Genomic DNA, 15685 nt, shown 5'->3' on the forward strand with positions numbered 1-15685 from the left:
ATGAGTGACGGGCGTGCACGTGCGGGATTGCCGGGGCGTCGGGGTGCCGACTCGCACCGGCCCACGCCCGTCACTCCGGGTGAGCACGCTTGACACGCGCTCATTGTCGATTCGACAGTGTCGGGCGTGACATCCTCCGCGGTCCGACCCGCCGGACATCCCCTTCGCGAGCTGTGCGAATCCCTGCTGTCGCGGCTCGAGGAACTGAGCGTCGGGGTCACCGACGACATCAGGCGCGAGATCCCCTCCTACGTGGCGATGCCGCTGGCCGAGCAGCGCGACACCGTGCGCAGCCGACTCCGGGCCCTCCTGCGGGGGCTCGCCCTCGATGTGGAGCCGACGGCGGAGCAACTGCTGGAGATCCGGGCCGAGTCGCTCAGGAGGGCGTACTACGGTCTGCTCGTCCAGGACGCGCTCGCGACCTTTCACGTCGGCGCCCGTCGGCTGTGGGACGAACTGCGGGCCACGGCGCGGGGAACGGCGGCCGAGGACACCGCGATCGAGCTGGTCGCGCCCCTGTGGGTATGGGTCCAGTCGGCGAGCGGTGTCGTCGCGGACGCCTACGCGGACGAGGCCGGCGCGCGGTACGGGCGCGAGGCCGGTCTGCGGCCGTTGGTGACGGAGACCGTGGACTGGATCAGCGCCGCGCTCCGGGAAGGGGGCCGCGATCCCGAGATGGGTGAGCAACTGGCCGAAGTACTGCGGCTTTCGGGGCTCCCCGATCCCCGTGTGGCGGTCGCCGCGCCCGCCGGTGGCCCCGACTCGGCGGCGGTGACGCTGATCGCCGAGTCGGCACGCAGCCTGCTGCCGGTGATGGAGCGCGGTGGCATCGCCACGGCCCGGGAGGTCGACATCGACACCCTGCGGGAACGCATGGCGCGCGCCTGCGAAGAGGAGCGGGCGACGGTCTACGTCCCGAAACTCGTGGCGGCGTGGGCGCAGGTGCCTTAGCAGTCCGCGCACGTGGGGGTGTCGACGGTCAACGCCGAACTCGTGGCATCCCCAACCCGATCCACGAGATGATCTCGCGCTGGATCTCGTTGTTGCCGCCGCCGAAGGTGAAGATGACGGCCGAGCGGTAGCCGCGCTCCAGCTCGCCGTGGAGCACCGCGCCCACCGAGCCCTCCTTCAACTCGCCCGCCGCGCCCACGATCTCCATCAGCGAGGCGTAGGCGTCCCGGCGCGCCTCGGAGCCGTAGACCTTCACCGCGGAGGCGTCCTGCGGGGTGAGCGTGCCGTGCTGGACGGCGCTCACCATCTGCCAGTTGAGGAGTTTCATCGCGTCGAGCCTGGTGTGCGTACGGGCCAGCAGACGGCGTACCCAGGGCAGGTCGACGACGCGGCGGCCGTCGGCGAGTTTGGTCTCCGTCGCCCAGCGCTGCACGTCGTGCAGGGCGCGGATGGCCATGGTGCCGTGGGCGGCGAGGGTGACGCGCTCGTGATTGAGCTGGTTGGTGATCAGCCGCCAGCCCTGGTTCTCGGCGCCGACGCGGCGGGAGACGGGGACGCGGATGTTCTCGTAGTAGCTGGCCGTGGTGTCGTGCGAGGCGAGAGTGGTGATGAGGGTGCAGGAGTAGCCGGGGTCGGTGGTCGGCACCAGGAGCATGGTGATGCCCTTGTGCGGCGGGGCCTCGGGGTCGGTGCGGGTGGCCAGCCACACCCAGTCGGCGGTGTCACCGTTGGTGGTCCAGATCTTCTGGCCGTTGACGACGTACTCGTCGCCCTCGCGCACGGCCCGCGTCTTGAGGGCCGCGAGGTCGGTGCCCGCGTCGGGCTCGCTGTAGCCGATGGCGAAGTCGATCTCACCGGCCAGGACCTTGGGCAGGAAGTACGCCTTCTGCTCGTCGGTGCCGAACTGCATGATGGTCGGTCCGACCGTGTTGAGCGCCATCAGCGGCAGCGGGACGCCGGCCTGCGCGGCCTCGTCGAAGAAGATGAACTGCTCCATCGCCGTGAGCCCGCGCCCGCCGTACTCCTTGGGCCAGCCCACGCCCAGCCAGCCGTCCGTACCGAGCCGTCGGATGGTCTCGCGGTAGAAACGCTTCTGGACGGCCGGGTCGCCGTACCGGGCGTAGGCGTTGTCCGGCACCAACTCCGCGAAGTAGGCGCGCAGTTCGGTGCGCAGCCGGAGCTGCTCGGGGGTTTGGTCGAGATGCACGGCGCCTCCAGGCTCCCGGGACCGGTCCTGTCGGCGCACACGGTAGAACGTGTTCCAGAAATTGGGAATGGCGGTGCTGCGGAAAAGAAGCGGAAAGGGACAGGGAAAAGGACAGGTCAGTCCAGCAGGGCCAGGAAGTCGGTGCACGCGTCCGCGCACTCCCGGCACATCTTCGCGGTGTCCTCCGCGCCCGGGTACCGGTCGAAGACGTTCGCGCTCTCCAGGCACACGCTGCGGCACCACTCGACCTGGACGCGGATGCCGGCCTCGTCGAGCTGGTTCTGCTCGGACAGCATCCGGCAGGTGGCGTCGCACACCTCCGCGCACATGACGCCTTTGCGCCGGACGAGTTCCTGCTCCTCGGTCCCGTCCGGATCCACCATGCTCGCGCGCAGGGCACACGCCCGGGCGCACTCGGTGCATGCCAGCGCGCACGAGAAGCGGTCCTCCAGGAACCGGATGAGCTCCCTCTGCGATGTCGTCGTAGTCACACGGCGCGAGTTGCCGGTACCGACCGTGTCAAACCCCGATCGGGTTCATGACGAGGGCCTCGGGTACTCGCGTGCCATGGACAACGCATGGATGGACATGGCAGCGGGCAAAGCCCTCGGAATCGGGCTCGTCGCGGTCGGAGTGGTCGTCGTGGCCCTGCTGCTCGGCGCCTTCTGGGCGGGTGCCCGGGCCCGACGCCGGCAGCCGCCCCCGCCGCGCCCGGACGAGCAGCCGCGGATGCCGGAGGGCGGCCCGGTGCGTGAGGAGCGGGAACACCGCGAGTCCGACGAGGTACCGCAGGACGGCCGGCGCCGGACCCCGCACGAGATGACCAGTTCCTCCACCCCGGTCGACCCGACAGAGCAGGAGCGGCGCGAGAACTAGGGCGGCGACCAGCCAGGCGGCGGCCGACGGGGCGCGCGTGGTGCGCGGAGTCCCGCCGACGGTCCGGGGCGGGCCGTGCGCGACGGCGCCGCCGCGGGTCAGCCGGTGGTGTGCCCCCACCGCCGTCCGACCCGCTCCCACTCCACGCCCCACCGCTCGGTGGCACGCCTCTGCACCCGCAGCCGGATCAGATACCCGCCTACGAGGACCGCGGACCCGGAGACCAGCGCGGCGCCGGCGCCGGCCAGGGCCGCGCGAGCCGAGGCCTCGGCGGCGTTCACGGGCGCGGGCACCAGGCGGCCGTGTCCGTCGGTCCAGGCCGGGACCGGGCCGCCGGGCTCGGTGTCGGGCCGCACCGGCGCCAGTCCCGTACGGACCGTCCCTTCGGCGTCGGTCCAGCGCACCGAGCCCACCACACGGTCGTGCCGGATACCGGTGACCACATCGCGCGTGCTGCCGGGGACGATCCTGACCAGTACGGCGGCGACGGGTGTGCGGGCCGCCCGGTCCCGGGCCAGTGCCCGCTCCGCGGCCTGCGTCCCGACGACCCCCGCGAGCACCGCGCCGACCGTCGCGACCACCCAGGCGGCGAGCAGGATCCACGCCTCGACCACATCGCTGCGCCTGCGCAGCGGATTGCTCCGCCAGCGCCAGGTCAGGACCCTGACGCGTCCGGCCTTCCGCATCGGTCTCACCCCCTCGCGGGCGCAATGAGGACGGATACATATAAACGGTCTCACCGGATGGGCGCGGACGGGAGGTCCGGGCACGTACGTGCCTTCCGACGACGCATGGTCGGGCCGGACCGGGATACCCCAGTGCTATGCCACGGACAACGGGACCGGACGACGATGTGCAGGACCGCGCGCCGGATCGGCCCACCAAACTGCCGAAACGCTCCTGGTGGGCCGTGCTCAGGGGCACGGTCAAGGAGTTCCAGGCCGACGAGCTCGCCGACCGCGCCGCGGCCCTGACGTACTACGGCGTGCTGGCGCTCTTCCCGGCCCTGCTGGTCCTGGTCTCGCTGCTCGGCATCGCCGGGAAGTCGACGACCCAGAAGGTCATGGACAACCTCGCGAAGCTGGCGCCGGGCTCGGCCCGGGACATCATCGGCGACGCGGTGCGGGAGCTTCAGGCGCCCGGCGGCATCAGCTCGATCATGGCCGTGGTCGGGATCGTCCTCGCGGTCTGGTCGGCCTCCGGCTACATCGCGGCGTTCATCCGCAGTGCCAACGTGGTGTACGACATGCCCGAGGGACGCCCGCTCTGGAAGGTGCTGCCGATCCGGGTGGGCATCACGGTGGTGCTGCTGGTGCTGACCGTGATCAGCGCGCTGATCGTGGTGTTCACCGGCGGCCTGGCCCGGCAGGCCGGCTCGCTGCTGGGCATCGGGGACACCGCGCTGACGGTGTGGTCGATCGCGAAGTGGCCGGCGCTGGTGGTCCTCGTCACGATCGTCATCGCGATCCTGTACTGGGCGGCGCCCAACGTGAAGGGCCGCGGCTTCCGTTGGGTCACTCCGGGCAGCGTGCTGGCCCTGCTGGTCTGGATGATCGCCTCGGCGGGCTTCGCGTTCTACGTGGCCCACTTCGCCTCGTACAACAAGACCTACGGCGCGCTCGCCGGCGTGATCGTCTTCCTGGTGTGGCTGTGGATCAGCAACATCGCGGTCCTGCTCGGCCTGGAGTTCGACGCGGAGCTGGCCCGCCAGCGTGCCGTCGCCGGCGGACTGCCGAAGGACGAGGAGCCCTACCTCCCGCCGCGCGACACCCGCACCTGGAGCAAGGAGGCCTAGTCCGGTCCTTTCTGGGGACTCGGCGGGCTGGAGGTCACACCATGATTCCCTTCCTGTTGGTGAGCCGGACATCGTGACAGACGAACACCCCATGCACCCAGGCCATTTGACGGTCAGTCAGTCCATCGTCGGCGGCGTCCGGGTCGTCGCCCTGCGCGGCGAACTGGATCAGGCCACGCACGACTGCGTGGGCGAGGCGCTGAATCCACCGGGCGGTGGCGCGTCGCCCCGGACGGTCGCCGATCTCTCCGGCCTGACCTTCATGGACTCCAGCGGCATCAACCTGCTGATCGCCGCCCACCGTGCGGCCATGGAGGCTCAGGGCTGGCTGCGGGTGGCCGGTACGCAGCCACCCGTGCTGCGCGTGATGCAGCTCGTCGGCATCGACACCCTCATTCCGTGCCGCCCGACGGTCCGCCAGGCACTGGAGGACTGATCACTGAACGGGTGCCGTAGTCTGCACGCGTCAGTTCTGACACAAATATTCGAATATCGAGGAGCGCCCGAATGGTGAAGCGAGACAGCGCTGTGGACCTGGTGGGGCTCCTGTCGGTCGACGGACGGGATCTGGCCGCGTCATGGGTCTCGGAGGTCTCGGGGTCGCTGGGCGGTCGCGTGAGCGCGGCGGAGCTCAACCGCGAGCTGCGCGAACTGTACGAAGCCCTGGTGGAGGCGCTGCGACAGGGCGCCGCCGATGTCCACTCGGAGCAGATGTCCGAAGTCCGCGCCCTGTTGAACGAGCTGTCGAGGAACCGGGCGCGGCAGGGATTCTCGCCGAGTGAGACCGCCGTCAGCGTCTTCGCGCTGAAACGGGTTCTCGAACCCGTGCTGGAGACCGGCTCCGCCGAGGAGATCCGGGCCTATCTGCGGCTCGCCAGAATTCTGGACGGCCTGGGTCTGTTCACGATCGAGACGTACACGCAGACCCGGGACGAGCTGATCACCGCGCAGGCGGAACAACTGCTCGAACTGTCCACTCCGGTGGTGCGCCTGTGGGACGGGGTCATCGCCGTACCACTGGTCGGCACGCTGGACTCGGCGCGCACCCAGGTGGTCATGGAGAAGCTGCTGCAGGCCCTGGTGGACACCGGATCCGAGCAGGCGATCATCGACATCACGGGCGTGCCCGCGGTGGACACCCAGGTCGCCCAGCACCTGCTGAAGACCATCGTCGCCGCCAAGCTGATGGGCGCCGAGTGCACCGTGTCCGGCATCAGCCCGCAGATCGCCCAGACCATCGTCGCGCTGGGCATCGAGTTCGACGGCATCGTGACGAAGGCCAGCCTGGCGGACGCCCTGAAGCTCGCCCTGCGCAGGTCGGGCGTGGACATGGTCGCGCACACGGGCGGGCAGCGATGAGCGAGCGCATTCCGATCCTGCGGATCGGCGACACGCTGCTGGTGTCCGTCCAGTTCGACCTGGAGGACCAGACCGTCCTGAACCTCCAGGAGGACCTGGCCGAGCAGATCGTGGCCAAGTCGGCCCGCGGCGTCATCATCGACATCAGCGCGCTGGAGATCGTCGACTCCTTCGTGGGGCGCATGCTCGCGACGGTGGCCGCCATCTCGCGCGTGCTGGACGCCCGGACCGTGGTCGTGGGCATGCGGCCCGCGGTGGCGATCACCCTGGTCGAGCTGGGACTCTCGCTCGGCGGTGTCAGCACCGCCCTCGACCTGGAGAAGGGGCTGGCGAAACTGCGACAGTCCCCCAGTTCGGCCTTGCAGTGACCGCGCCCTGGACGGCCGGCGAAGAGCCGCTGGTCCAACCCGTCGCGCGCAGCAGTGATCTCGTGCACGTCCGCCAGGCGATCCGGGCGCTGGCTCAGCGGTGCGGTCTGTCCCTGGTCGACCAGACGAAGATGATCACCGCGGCCAGCGAACTGGCCCGTAACACCCTGACCTACGGCGGTGGCGGCACGGTCAGCGCCGGCATGGTGAACGTGGACGGCAGACGAGGTGTGGCCGCCGTCTTCGAGGACTCCGGGCCGGGCATCCCCGACGTCGAGCAGGCGATGACGGACGGCTGGACCTCGGGCGGCGGCCTCGGCCTCGGCCTGAGCGGTGCCCGACGTCTCGTCGACGACTTCCGCCTGCGGACCGCGCCCGGCGAGGGCACGGCCGTGACCATCATCAAGTGGGCGAGGTGAACACCGCGACCGTCCTCGAGCGCGAGGACCTGGCGTGGTTCCGGGACGGGCCGTCCCTGTCGGTGGCCGCCCGGGGCGCGGCCGCCGCACTGGCCCGGCGCGTCGGCTTCAACGGCCACCGGGTGGCCGAGGTCGCCCTCGCCGTCACCGAGGCCGCCACGAACGTCCATCGGCACGCCGTGGACGGGGCCCTGCTGCTGCGCACGGTGCGCTCCGGGGACGAGGCCGGGGTGGAGTTCCTCACCGTCGACTCCGGGCCCGGGATGACCGACGTGGCCGCGGCACTCGCCGACGGAGCCTCCAGCGCGGGCACGTTGGGCATCGGCCTGGGCGCCGTCTCCCGCCTCGCGGACCATTTCGACCTGCACTCCGTGCCCGGCCGCGGCACGGTCATGACCGCCCGGTTCTGGCCACGCACCGGGGACGGCCGAGCCGTCGTCACCCCGGGCGAGCCCACCGCCGACGGGGTCACCAGGCCCATCAGCGGGGAGAGCGTGTGCGGGGACGCGTGGGCCGTCCGCAGGGTCGTGGGGGACGGCGGCGGTGACCCTTCCGCGCTCCTGATCATGCTGTGCGACGGACTGGGCCACGGCCCGCTCGCGGCGCGCGCGAGTCAGGCGGCGGTCAAAGCGTTCCGCGGCGCCCACGACCTCCGTCCGGAGGGCGCCCTGAACGCGGTGCACCTCGCACTGCGGGGGCTGCGCGGCGGAGCCGTCGCCGTGGCCCGGATCGAGCCCGCCGCGGGGCGGCTGCTGTACTGCGGTGTCGGCAACGTCAGCGGGTTCCTCGTCGCCGACGGCGTACGACGCGCCCTGTTGTCGGCCCCCGGCATCGTCGGCATGCACATGCGCCGGTTGCGGACGTTCGAGGAACCGCTCCCCGACCACGGCGCCCTGGTCATGCACTCCGACGGGCTGACCGAACGCTGGGACCCGGCGGCGCTGCCCGGTCTGCTGGGGCACTCGCCGCTCGTCACGGCCGGACAGCTGCTGCGCGAGGCCGGTGTGCGCCGGGACGACGCCTCCGTGGTCGTGGTCAACGGCGCCTGGTGAGCGAAGCGATGAGTGGGACGAGTGGGAACAGGAGTGGGCGTGCCGACCGACGCGTTTGAGCCGGGCCCGCGTGGCGGTGCGCCCCGCCGCCACCGCTCGTCGGCGTCGGCGCCGGTCGAGCCGGTGGCGTCATTCGGTCTGTCGACGCCCCAGGACGTGTTCGGACTCCGGCGCAGCGCTCAACAGGCCGCGGCGGCCGTGGCGTTGGAGCGGCAGGACCAGGTGCGGCTGGCCACCGCGCTGAGCGAACTCGGCCGCGACCGCCTCGGCTGCCACGGCCTGGAGGTCACCTTCGGCCTGGACGCGACGGCGCAGCCGATGGCCCTGGTCATCACCTTCGTCTGGAGCGGCGGGCCGCCGCCGGCGCGGGACACGCTCGACCTGGTGGCGAAGCTCGTACGCGTCGACCACGAGGCCGGCCCGTCCCGCAGCCGTGTCGTCATCACCCAGCAGCTGCCCGCGGACGGGGCGAGTGCGGCCGAGCTGCACACGCGCCTGGCGAAGGTGCTCGCGGGCGGCGGGCGGTCCACCGAGGCGGACGATCTGCGCGCCCAGACCCGCGACCTGGTCGCCACGCTGGAGGAGACCCGCGCCCAGGGCGAGGAACTCCGGCGGATGAACGAGGAGTTGGAGGAGACCAACCGCGGAGTGCTCGCGCTGTACTCGGAGTTGACCCAGGAGCTGGAGACCACCAACAGCGGTGTGCTGGCCCTGCACTCGGAACTGGACGACAAGCGGCAGCAGTTGCTGGAGGCGAGCGAGGCCAAGACCCGCTTCTGGACCAACATCAGTCATGAACTGCGTACCCCGGTCAACTCCGTGGTCGCGCTCTCCACCCTGCTGCGGGCACCCAGTTCACCGTCCCTCACCCCGGATCAGCGGGAACAGGTCGATCTCATCGCGTCCTGCGGCCAGACGCTGCTGGCGCTCGTGAACGACCTGCTGGACGTCGCCAAGGCCGAGGCCGGTCACCTCGACATCCATCCGCAGCCGGTGGATCTGCGGCTGCTCCTGGCCCATCTCGGCGGCCTCCTGCTGAGCGGCCACGACCAGGACCGGGTCGCTCTGGTCACCCCCGGCCTCGACGAGCAGCCACCCCTGGTGACCGACGAGACGCTGCTGGTCCGCATTCTGCGCAACCTCCTGTCCAACGCCCTGAAGTTCACCGAGCGCGGCGAGGTACGCCTGGACGTCGCCCTCGACCCCGAACCCGCGCCCCGCGCAATCCTGTTCACCGTCACGGACACCGGGATCGGTATCCCCGCCGCCGAACTCGACCGGGTCTTCGAGGCGTTCCACCAGGTCCGCGGCCCGCACCAGAGCGGGCGGCCCGGCACGGGCCTGGGCCTGTCCTACGCCCGCACGCTCACCGAACTGCTCGGCGGCTCCCTCACTCTCACCAGCACCGTGGGCGTCGGCACCCGGGCGCGGCTGCGCCTGCCGGACCTCGGCCACGTACGCGCGGACGAACCGGAAACCGAAGGGTCGGGCCATGACCGATAGCGTCCAGGATCCTTCGCCCGCCACCGTTCTGGTCATCGACGACAACGAGACGAACCGCTACGTCCTGACCAGCTGGCTGCGGCGCGCGGGACACACGGTGATCGGCGCCGCCACCGGCGAGCAGGGGCTCACGCGTCTCGACTCCGCCGAGGGCGCGCCGGTGGACCTCGCGATCATCGACGTCCGGCTGCCCGACATGAGCGGCTTCGAGGTCAGCGAACGGCTCAAGGACAGCCCTCGGACGGCCCATCTCCCCGTGATCCAGATCTCCGCCGCGGCCGTCAGCCCGGACGATCACGCGGAAGGGCTCAGGCGGGGCGCCGACGCCTACCTCGACCAGCCCATCGACCCCGGCGAGCTCCTCGCCACCGTGACCGCGACCCTGCGCTACGCCAGAGCCCGCCAGCGCGCCGAGCGGCTGGCGCAACGCCTCATCGCGCTCAACACGGCGACGCTGGACGTCTACAGCGCCGTCGGCTTCCACTCCTTCGCGTCGGCGGCGACCGGTGGCGCGGCAAGTGTCCTGGGCAGTCCGGCCAGCGCCGTGTTCCTCTCGCCGCAGGCGCAGGCCGTGCACAGCATGATCGACGACCCGCTCACCCCCGTACGCATCCATCCCGCCCAGCCGGGCCTGCTGGACCAGTTGGCGGCGCTCGGGCTGAACCAGGACACCGGGGTCAGGGTCGTCCGGGTCCCGCACGGCCAGTGGCGGGCGCTGCTGCCGGCCGACCACCTCCAGGGCGAGATCGCGCTCGCGGTCGCCCGCACCAAACGCGGCCGGCCGCCCGTCTGCCTCGCCGTGCCCGCGGCGGCCCTGAGCGGCGCGGACGACGAGCAGCTCCTTCAGCAGGTGGTCAACGCGAGTGCCCTGGCCCTGGAGGCGCTGCGGACCTACAACGAGGAACACGCCCTCGGGCTGGCCCTGCAACGCTCCTTCCTGCCCAAGGAGTTGCCCACGGTCCCCGGCATCGACCTGGCCTTCCGCTACGTCCCCGCCTCCGAACACGCCGAGATCGGCGGGGACTTCTACGAGGCGGTGCAGACGGTCAACGGACTGCTGCTGGCCATCGGAGACGTCGTGGGGCACTCGGTGACCGCCGCGACCGTCATGGGCGAGGTGCGCCACGCGCTGCGCGCGTACGCCATCGAGGGCCACCCTCCGCACCACGTCCTGCAGCGCCTGGAGACCCTCCTCGGCCAGTCCCAGCCCGGCATCACCGTCACCCTCTGCCTGGTTCTCGTCACGCCGGACGACCACCGGCTGCACATCGCCAACGCCGGCCACATCCCCCCGCTGGTGATCGACCCGCGGGAGGGACCGCGGTTCCACCACGCGCACGGCCCCCTCCTCGGCCTCGGCCTGCCCCATCCGCCGCCCACCGTCCTGGACGCCCCGCCCGGCACCCGCCTGCTCATGGTGACCGACGGCCTGGTGGAGGTGCGCACCGCCCATCTCGACACCACACTGACCGAGTTCCGTGACGCGGTGGCCGAGGGACCGGAGGATCTGGAGGAGCTGAGCGATCTCCTCCTGGCACGTTTCGGACACAACAAGGACGACGACATCGCGCTGATCGCGGCTCTGTTCAGCTGAGCCGACGCACGGAGAGATCCGGCTCAGGTTTGAACCGGCGTGAACTTGTACATCCGGTGAAGGAACTGAGAGGGTCGGCCGCTCGGTGTGGTTATGTTCTCGGCTGTCGTCGTCCGGCGACGGCGCCGAGATCCGCGGCGTGTGAGGGCAGGAAGGTCACAACCATGATGTCGACGTCCGTTGGGGACGCCGAACCACCGTCGCGTGCACGGGAGGACGGCGCCGCGGAATGGGAATGGCGGGAGCCGTCCGTCCTGTTGATCGAGGACGACCCCGGCGACGCCCTTCTGGTGGAGGAACTCGTCGCCGACAGCACCCTGAAGATGCGGCTGCGGTGGGTGCGGTCGATGGCGGAGGCCGCCGACGTCCTGGCCGCCGGACTGCCCGACTGCGTACTGCTCGATCTGCATCTGTCGGACGCCCAGGGCCTGGAGGCGGTCTCCCGCGTCAAGGCGTACGCCGACCAGGTCGCCATCGTGGTGCTCACCGGGCTCGCCGAGGAACTGACCGGCCTCGCCGCGGTCGCCGGCGGCGCGCAGGACTACCTCGTCAAGGGGCGCGTCGAACCCGAGCTGTTCGGGCGGGCGGTGCGCTACGCGATCCAGCGCAAGCAGGCGGAGCAGTCCGCGGTGGCGCTGCAGGCCAGTCGGATGCAGGCGCAGGAGAACGCCCGCCTCGAACGGGGGCTGCTGCCCCGCCCGTTGCTGCAGTGCGACGACGTCGACGTCGTGGCCCGCTACCTTCCCGGGCGGGCCCAGGCGCTCCTGGGCGGCGACTTCTACGACATAGTGCAGACCGCCGACGGCACGGTGCACGCGGTGGTCGGTGACGTCTCCGGGCACGGACCGGACGAGGCGGCCCTGGGCGTCGCCCTGCGGATCGCCTGGCGGACCCTGGTGCTGTGCGGGGTCACCGGACCGGAGCAGATCGGCCGCCTGGAGGAGATCCTGCTCGCCGAGCGCGCCCGCGACGAGGTCTTCGCGACCCTCGTCAGCCTCTCCGCCGTACCGGGCCAGGAGCGGGCCCGGCTGGTCCGGGCCGGCCACCACGGATTGCTGCTGCGCACCGATCATGGTGTGGAGTGGGTGGAGCCACCCGGCGGTCCGGCGCTGGGGGTGGTGCCCGGAGGAGCGTCGTGGCCGATGACGGAGGTGGACGTGCCGGCGGGCGCGGGAGTCGTGCTGTTCACCGACGGCCTCTTCGAGGGACACGTCGGCCGCGGCGCCGAGCGGCTGGGCGAGGCGGGACTGCTGGCCCTCGCCCGGGAGGAGGCCGCGCTGGCGCCGGAACCCTTCGCCGACCGGCTGATCGAGCGGGTCGGCGGCCTGGCCGAGTCACAGGGCGGCCTGGCCGACGACGTGGCCCTGGTGCACCTGTGCTGGAACTGAACGAGTGGGGCGAGCGGTGCGGGACCGAGACATGACGGACGGGGCGAGCGGGGCCTGGATCGGGCGCCGGCTCACCGTGCAGAGCTGGTTCTATCTGGTCCTGGCGCTGATGATGCTGGTGGTCGTGATCGGCACGGCGGTGGGCGCGAGCCTGCTGGACCGGACGGCGCGGGTGACCGACCAGTTGCTCGGGCAGGTCCAGCCGGCCCAGACGGAGGCGTACCGGCTACAGGCGACCCTGGTGAACCAGGAGACCGGTGTGCGGGGGTACGCGATCGCCGCCGACCGGCGGTTCCTGGAGCCCTACACCCAGGGCAAGCGGGACGAGGCCCGGGTGGCCGCCCGGCTGCGCTCCCTGGTCGCCGACCGGCCCGCGCTCCTCGCCGACCTCGACGCGGTCCAGCGGGGCGCCGCCGACTGGCGCGACACCTATGCGGACCCGCTCGCCGCCTCCGTCACCCCCGGCCGCCCGCGGACCATCGACCAGCGCACCGCCGACCGCGGCAAGGAGAAGTTCGACGACCTGCGCGCCCTGTGGACGAAACAGGACCGGGACCTGACGCAGGCGGTCCACGACGGGCAGCGGAAACTGGCGCACGAGCGCACCGTCCGCAACGCGGTCCTCACCGGCATCGTGGTTCTCTTCGTGCTGACCGGACTCACGCTCGCGATCATCGTGCGCCTGCTCGTCGCCCGCCCGCTGGAGGCGCTGCGCGAGGCGTCCCGGCAGGTGGCCGGCGGGGACTTCGACCACGTCATCAGGGGCGGCGGACCGGCGGACCTCACCGCGCTGGCCACCGACGTCGAGGGCATGCGGCAGCAGATCGTCGCCGAGCTGGCGGCCTCACGGGGGCAGCGCGACATCCTGACCCGGCAGGCCGCCGACCTGGACGCCCAGGCCGTCGAACTGCGCCGTTCCAACGCCGAGTTGGAGCAGTTCGCGTATGTCGCCTCGCACGACCTCCAGGAGCCGCTGCGCAAGGTCGCCTCGTTCTGTCAGCTGCTGGAGAAGCGGTACGGCGACCAGCTCGACCAACGGGGCCTGCAGTACATCGACTTCGCGGTCGACGGCGCCAAGCGCATGCAGGTCCTCATCAACGACCTGCTCACGTTCTCCCGGGTCGGCCGCGTCAACGACGCCCAAGTGCCCGTAGGCCTCGATCAGACCCTCGACAAGGCGCTGTCGAACCTGACGGTGGCCGTCGAGGAGTCCGGCGCCGGAGTCGACCGCCCGGACACCCTGCCCGAGATCGTCGGCGACCCCACCCTGCTGGCCATGCTGTGGCAGAACCTCATCGGCAACGCCCTCAAGTTCCGCGACCCGGACCGCCCGCCGCACGTGACGATCACCTGCGCCGTGGACCCCGACCGGCCGGACACCTGGCTCGTGTACGTCACCGACAACGGCATCGGCATCCCCCCGGAGTTCGCCGACAAGGTCTTCGTCATCTTCCAGCGGCTGCACAGCCGGGACGCGTACGGCGGCACCGGCATCGGCCTTGCCCTGTGCAAGAAGATCGTGGAGTACCACGGCGGCACGATCTGGCTCGACACCGGCCGCACCGAGGGCACCCGCTTCTGCTTCACCCTCCCGTTCGCCGCAGTCCCGGCGGACGCTTCCGACCCCCGCACCGAGAAGAAGGCCCTGACATGACCACTCCCCCCGCCGCCACCATCGACGTCCTGCTCGTGGAGGACGACCCCGGCGACGAGCTGATGACCCGCGAAGCGTTCGAGGACAACAAGATCGGCAACACGCTGCACGTCGTACGGGACGGCGAGGAGGCCCTCGAGTTCCTCTACCAGCGCGGCGACCACACGAACGCGCCCCGCCCCGGCCTCATCCTGCTCGACCTCAACCTGCCCAAGTACGACGGCCGGCAAGTCCTGGAGAAGATCAAGTCGGACCCGGAGCTGGCCCACATCCCCGTGGTCATCCTCACCACCTCGGCGGCCGAGGAGGACATCCTGCGCAGCTACAAGCTGCACGCCAACGCCTATGTCACCAAGCCGGTCGACCTGGACCAGTTCATCGCCGCCGTCCGCCAGATCGACGACTTCTTCGTCCAGGTCGTCCGGCTGCCCCGCAGCGACGCCTGAGCCCGCGCAGGACAGCGGGCACGCGAAAGCCCCAGGACTCCTTGGAAGTCCCGGGGCCGAGGTGTGACGGATCAGACCATGGGGCTGCGCGGGGTGCCCAGGTCGGGGCCGCCGCGCGGGGTGTGGGTGCCGTAGTAGGCGCCCAGCTCATCGTGGTAGCCCGGGTCCCCGAGGTGCTTCTCGCGGTCGAATTCGGGGGCGTCCTTGATCTGCTGCTTGGTGCGGTCGACGAACACCTTCTCGTCGTCCGAGTCGATCCTGATGACCGTGCTCGCCGGGAGCAGGACCTCCTTGCCGAAGATCCACACACCGGTGTCCACCACCAGATAGGCGTCGCCGACCTCGTCGGAATGCTTGTCGACCTTGCCGATACCGCCGTCCGTGGCCTCCACCTTGTAACCAGTGAGGTCGACACTCGCAAGACGGTCCGCGGTCGACTGGTAATCCCAAACATTCTCATTCACGTGAAAACAACTCCTCCGGAAAATGCGGCCTCAGTGACCGGCGTCCTCCGAGTGCCCAACTCCCCGGGCTTCACGCGGATCAGCGAACCCGGTCCCACTTCGACAGGAACGACGAGAGCGTCCGCATGCAGGCCTCCCGGTCCTCCCACATCGCCATGTGCGCGCTGTGGGGGAACTCGACCGCTCGGTGGCGGGCAGACGCTGTTCCAGCGTGTCCGTGCAGTCCACGGCGAACTCGTCGTAGCGCCCCCGGGTGAGCAGGACGGGATACCTGATCCGCGCAGCTCGGAGGTGCGGTCCCAGGAGGAGAGGTTTCCGGTCATCACGAACTCGTTCGGGCCGTTCATGGTCGCGTACACCTGGTTGCCGTCGACGTTCGCGGCACTGCGCAGCAGGGCCTCGGGGTACGGGTCGAGACGGCAGAAGAAGTTGGCGTAGAAGACGTTCACCGCGTCGAGGTATTCGGGCGCGGTGTAGTCGCCCCTCGCCTCGTACTCGTCCAGGACGCTCTGCACGTCGGCCGGGAGGAGCGTCCGCAACTGCCGGGTGCCCGCGACGCCGGCCGCCAGGGCGCTGGACGACTTGAGAACGGTACGACGGTTGATCATC

Annotated in this window: 18 protein-coding genes; 13 read left to right on the plus strand and 5 right to left on the minus strand. The window is 71.0% G+C overall.

The window, feature by feature from the left end; translation table 11 throughout:
- Window positions 1–126 precede the first annotated feature (126 nt).
- On the plus strand, window positions 127–951 hold the full coding sequence (locus tag ACWD5F_RS03300) for a hypothetical protein (RefSeq protein ID WP_451250550.1): 825 nt from the start codon (window positions 127–129) through the stop codon (window positions 949–951).
- Between the two features lie 28 nt (window positions 952–979).
- Here ACWD5F_RS03300 and ACWD5F_RS03305 read toward each other — a convergent pair whose 3' ends face one another.
- Together ACWD5F_RS03305 and ACWD5F_RS03310 are read right to left on the minus strand one after the other, a co-directional pair.
- Window positions 980–2158: an acyl-CoA dehydrogenase family protein gene (locus ACWD5F_RS03305; protein ID WP_451250551.1), complete on the minus strand. Its 1179-nt coding sequence runs from the start codon at window positions 2156–2158 to the stop codon at window positions 980–982.
- 116 nt (window positions 2159–2274) lie between these two features.
- A complete protein-coding gene (locus tag ACWD5F_RS03310) occupies window positions 2275–2649 on the minus strand; it encodes a ferredoxin (protein ID WP_451250553.1) in 375 nt (124 codons plus the stop codon).
- 76 nt (window positions 2650–2725) lie between these two features.
- On the opposite strand from ACWD5F_RS03310, the gene ACWD5F_RS03315 reads away from it, so the two are divergent.
- Window positions 2726–3034 carry a DUF6479 family protein gene (locus ACWD5F_RS03315; protein WP_451250555.1) on the plus strand — a complete coding sequence of 103 codons (309 nt, stop codon included), beginning with the start codon at window positions 2726–2728 and terminating at the stop codon, window positions 3032–3034.
- Window positions 3035–3132: 98 nt separating this feature from the next.
- Here the strand turns inward: ACWD5F_RS03315 and ACWD5F_RS03320 are convergent, their stop codons facing one another.
- The gene (locus tag ACWD5F_RS03320; protein WP_451250556.1) at window positions 3133–3720 is read right to left on the minus strand and encodes an Rv1733c family protein; all 588 of its coding nucleotides are present in this window, start codon (window positions 3718–3720) and stop codon (window positions 3133–3135) included.
- A gap of 137 nt (window positions 3721–3857) precedes the next feature.
- On the opposite strand from ACWD5F_RS03320, the gene ACWD5F_RS03325 reads away from it, so the two are divergent.
- The 11 genes from ACWD5F_RS03325 to ACWD5F_RS03375 all read left to right on the plus strand — a co-directional run bounded on the left by ACWD5F_RS03325 (window position 3858) and on the right by ACWD5F_RS03375 (window position 14612).
- Complete coding sequence (locus tag ACWD5F_RS03325) at window positions 3858–4829, plus strand: YihY/virulence factor BrkB family protein (protein ID WP_451250558.1); 972 nt, start codon at window positions 3858–3860, stop codon at window positions 4827–4829.
- A 91-nt stretch (window positions 4830–4920) separates the two neighbouring features.
- Window positions 4921–5265, plus strand: coding sequence for an STAS domain-containing protein (locus ACWD5F_RS03330; protein ID WP_451250560.1), 345 nt, complete (start codon window positions 4921–4923; stop codon window positions 5263–5265).
- 71 nt (window positions 5266–5336) lie between these two features.
- Window positions 5337–6188, plus strand: coding sequence for an STAS domain-containing protein (locus tag ACWD5F_RS03335; protein WP_451250562.1), 852 nt, complete (start codon window positions 5337–5339; stop codon window positions 6186–6188).
- Complete coding sequence (locus ACWD5F_RS03340) at window positions 6185–6556, plus strand: STAS domain-containing protein (RefSeq protein WP_124001251.1); 372 nt, start codon at window positions 6185–6187, stop codon at window positions 6554–6556. The genes ACWD5F_RS03335 and ACWD5F_RS03340 overlap by 4 nt, the downstream gene beginning before the upstream one ends.
- 29 nt (window positions 6557–6585) lie before the next feature.
- Complete coding sequence (locus tag ACWD5F_RS03345; RefSeq protein ID WP_401723893.1) at window positions 6586–6975, plus strand: anti-sigma regulatory factor; 390 nt, start codon at window positions 6586–6588, stop codon at window positions 6973–6975.
- Complete coding sequence (locus tag ACWD5F_RS03350; protein ID WP_451250564.1) at window positions 6963–8027, plus strand: ATP-binding protein; 1065 nt, start codon at window positions 6963–6965, stop codon at window positions 8025–8027. Before ACWD5F_RS03345 ends, ACWD5F_RS03350 begins: the two co-directional genes overlap by 13 nt.
- Before the next feature lie 123 nt (window positions 8028–8150).
- Entirely contained in the window at window positions 8151–9530 is a 1380-nt protein-coding gene (locus ACWD5F_RS03355) for a sensor histidine kinase (RefSeq protein WP_451251029.1), read from the plus strand.
- Entirely contained in the window at window positions 9520–11124 is a 1605-nt protein-coding gene (locus tag ACWD5F_RS03360) for a SpoIIE family protein phosphatase (RefSeq protein WP_451250566.1), read from the plus strand. The genes ACWD5F_RS03355 and ACWD5F_RS03360 overlap by 11 nt, the downstream gene beginning before the upstream one ends.
- 167 nt (window positions 11125–11291) lie before the next feature.
- Window positions 11292–12512 (plus strand): PP2C family protein-serine/threonine phosphatase, encoded by a 1221-nt coding sequence (locus tag ACWD5F_RS03365; RefSeq protein ID WP_451251031.1) that lies wholly within the window; start codon window positions 11292–11294, stop codon window positions 12510–12512.
- Between the two features lie 31 nt (window positions 12513–12543).
- Window positions 12544–14166 carry a sensor histidine kinase gene (locus ACWD5F_RS03370; RefSeq protein WP_451250568.1) on the plus strand — a complete coding sequence of 541 codons (1623 nt, stop codon included), beginning with the start codon at window positions 12544–12546 and terminating at the stop codon, window positions 14164–14166.
- Complete coding sequence (locus ACWD5F_RS03375) at window positions 14163–14612, plus strand: response regulator (protein WP_451250570.1); 450 nt, start codon at window positions 14163–14165, stop codon at window positions 14610–14612. Before ACWD5F_RS03370 ends, ACWD5F_RS03375 begins: the two co-directional genes overlap by 4 nt.
- A gap of 71 nt (window positions 14613–14683) precedes the next feature.
- Here the strand turns inward: ACWD5F_RS03375 and ACWD5F_RS03380 are convergent, their stop codons facing one another.
- Both ACWD5F_RS03380 and ACWD5F_RS03385 read right to left on the minus strand, forming a co-directional pair.
- Entirely contained in the window at window positions 14684–15076 is a 393-nt protein-coding gene (locus ACWD5F_RS03380) for a PRC-barrel domain containing protein (RefSeq protein WP_451250572.1), read from the minus strand.
- A complete protein-coding gene (locus ACWD5F_RS03385) occupies window positions 15073–15684 on the minus strand; it encodes a hypothetical protein (RefSeq protein WP_451250573.1) in 612 nt (203 codons plus the stop codon). The genes ACWD5F_RS03380 and ACWD5F_RS03385 overlap by 4 nt, the downstream gene beginning before the upstream one ends.
- Window position 15685 lies beyond the last annotated feature (1 nt).

The sequence above is a fragment of the Streptomyces sp. NPDC002499 genome (assembly GCF_053595415.1).

Excerpts from the sequence above, each read along its gene's own strand:
- ACWD5F_RS03365 (WP_451251031.1), top strand. The coding sequence starts at position 11,292 with ATGTCGACGTCCGTTGGGGACGCCGAACCACCGTCGCGTGCACGGGAG.
- ACWD5F_RS03325 (WP_451250558.1), top strand. The coding sequence starts at position 3,858 with ATGCCACGGACAACGGGACCGGACGACGATGTGCAGGACCGCGCGCCG.
- ACWD5F_RS03375 (WP_451250570.1), top strand. The coding sequence starts at position 14,163 with ATGACCACTCCCCCCGCCGCCACCATCGACGTCCTGCTCGTGGAGGAC.
- ACWD5F_RS03315 (WP_451250555.1), top strand. The coding sequence starts at position 2,726 with ATGGACAACGCATGGATGGACATGGCAGCGGGCAAAGCCCTCGGAATC.
- ACWD5F_RS03320 (WP_451250556.1), bottom strand. The coding sequence starts at position 3,720 with ATGCGGAAGGCCGGACGCGTCAGGGTCCTGACCTGGCGCTGGCGGAGC.
- ACWD5F_RS03360 (WP_451250566.1), top strand. The coding sequence starts at position 9,520 with ATGACCGATAGCGTCCAGGATCCTTCGCCCGCCACCGTTCTGGTCATC.
- ACWD5F_RS03385 (WP_451250573.1), bottom strand. The coding sequence starts at position 15,684 with ATGATCAACCGTCGTACCGTTCTCAAGTCGTCCAGCGCCCTGGCGGCC.
- ACWD5F_RS03335 (WP_451250562.1), top strand. The coding sequence starts at position 5,337 with ATGGTGAAGCGAGACAGCGCTGTGGACCTGGTGGGGCTCCTGTCGGTC.
- ACWD5F_RS03330 (WP_451250560.1), top strand. The coding sequence starts at position 4,921 with ATGCACCCAGGCCATTTGACGGTCAGTCAGTCCATCGTCGGCGGCGTC.
- ACWD5F_RS03340 (WP_124001251.1), top strand. The coding sequence starts at position 6,185 with ATGAGCGAGCGCATTCCGATCCTGCGGATCGGCGACACGCTGCTGGTG.
- ACWD5F_RS03370 (WP_451250568.1), top strand. The coding sequence starts at position 12,544 with ATGACGGACGGGGCGAGCGGGGCCTGGATCGGGCGCCGGCTCACCGTG.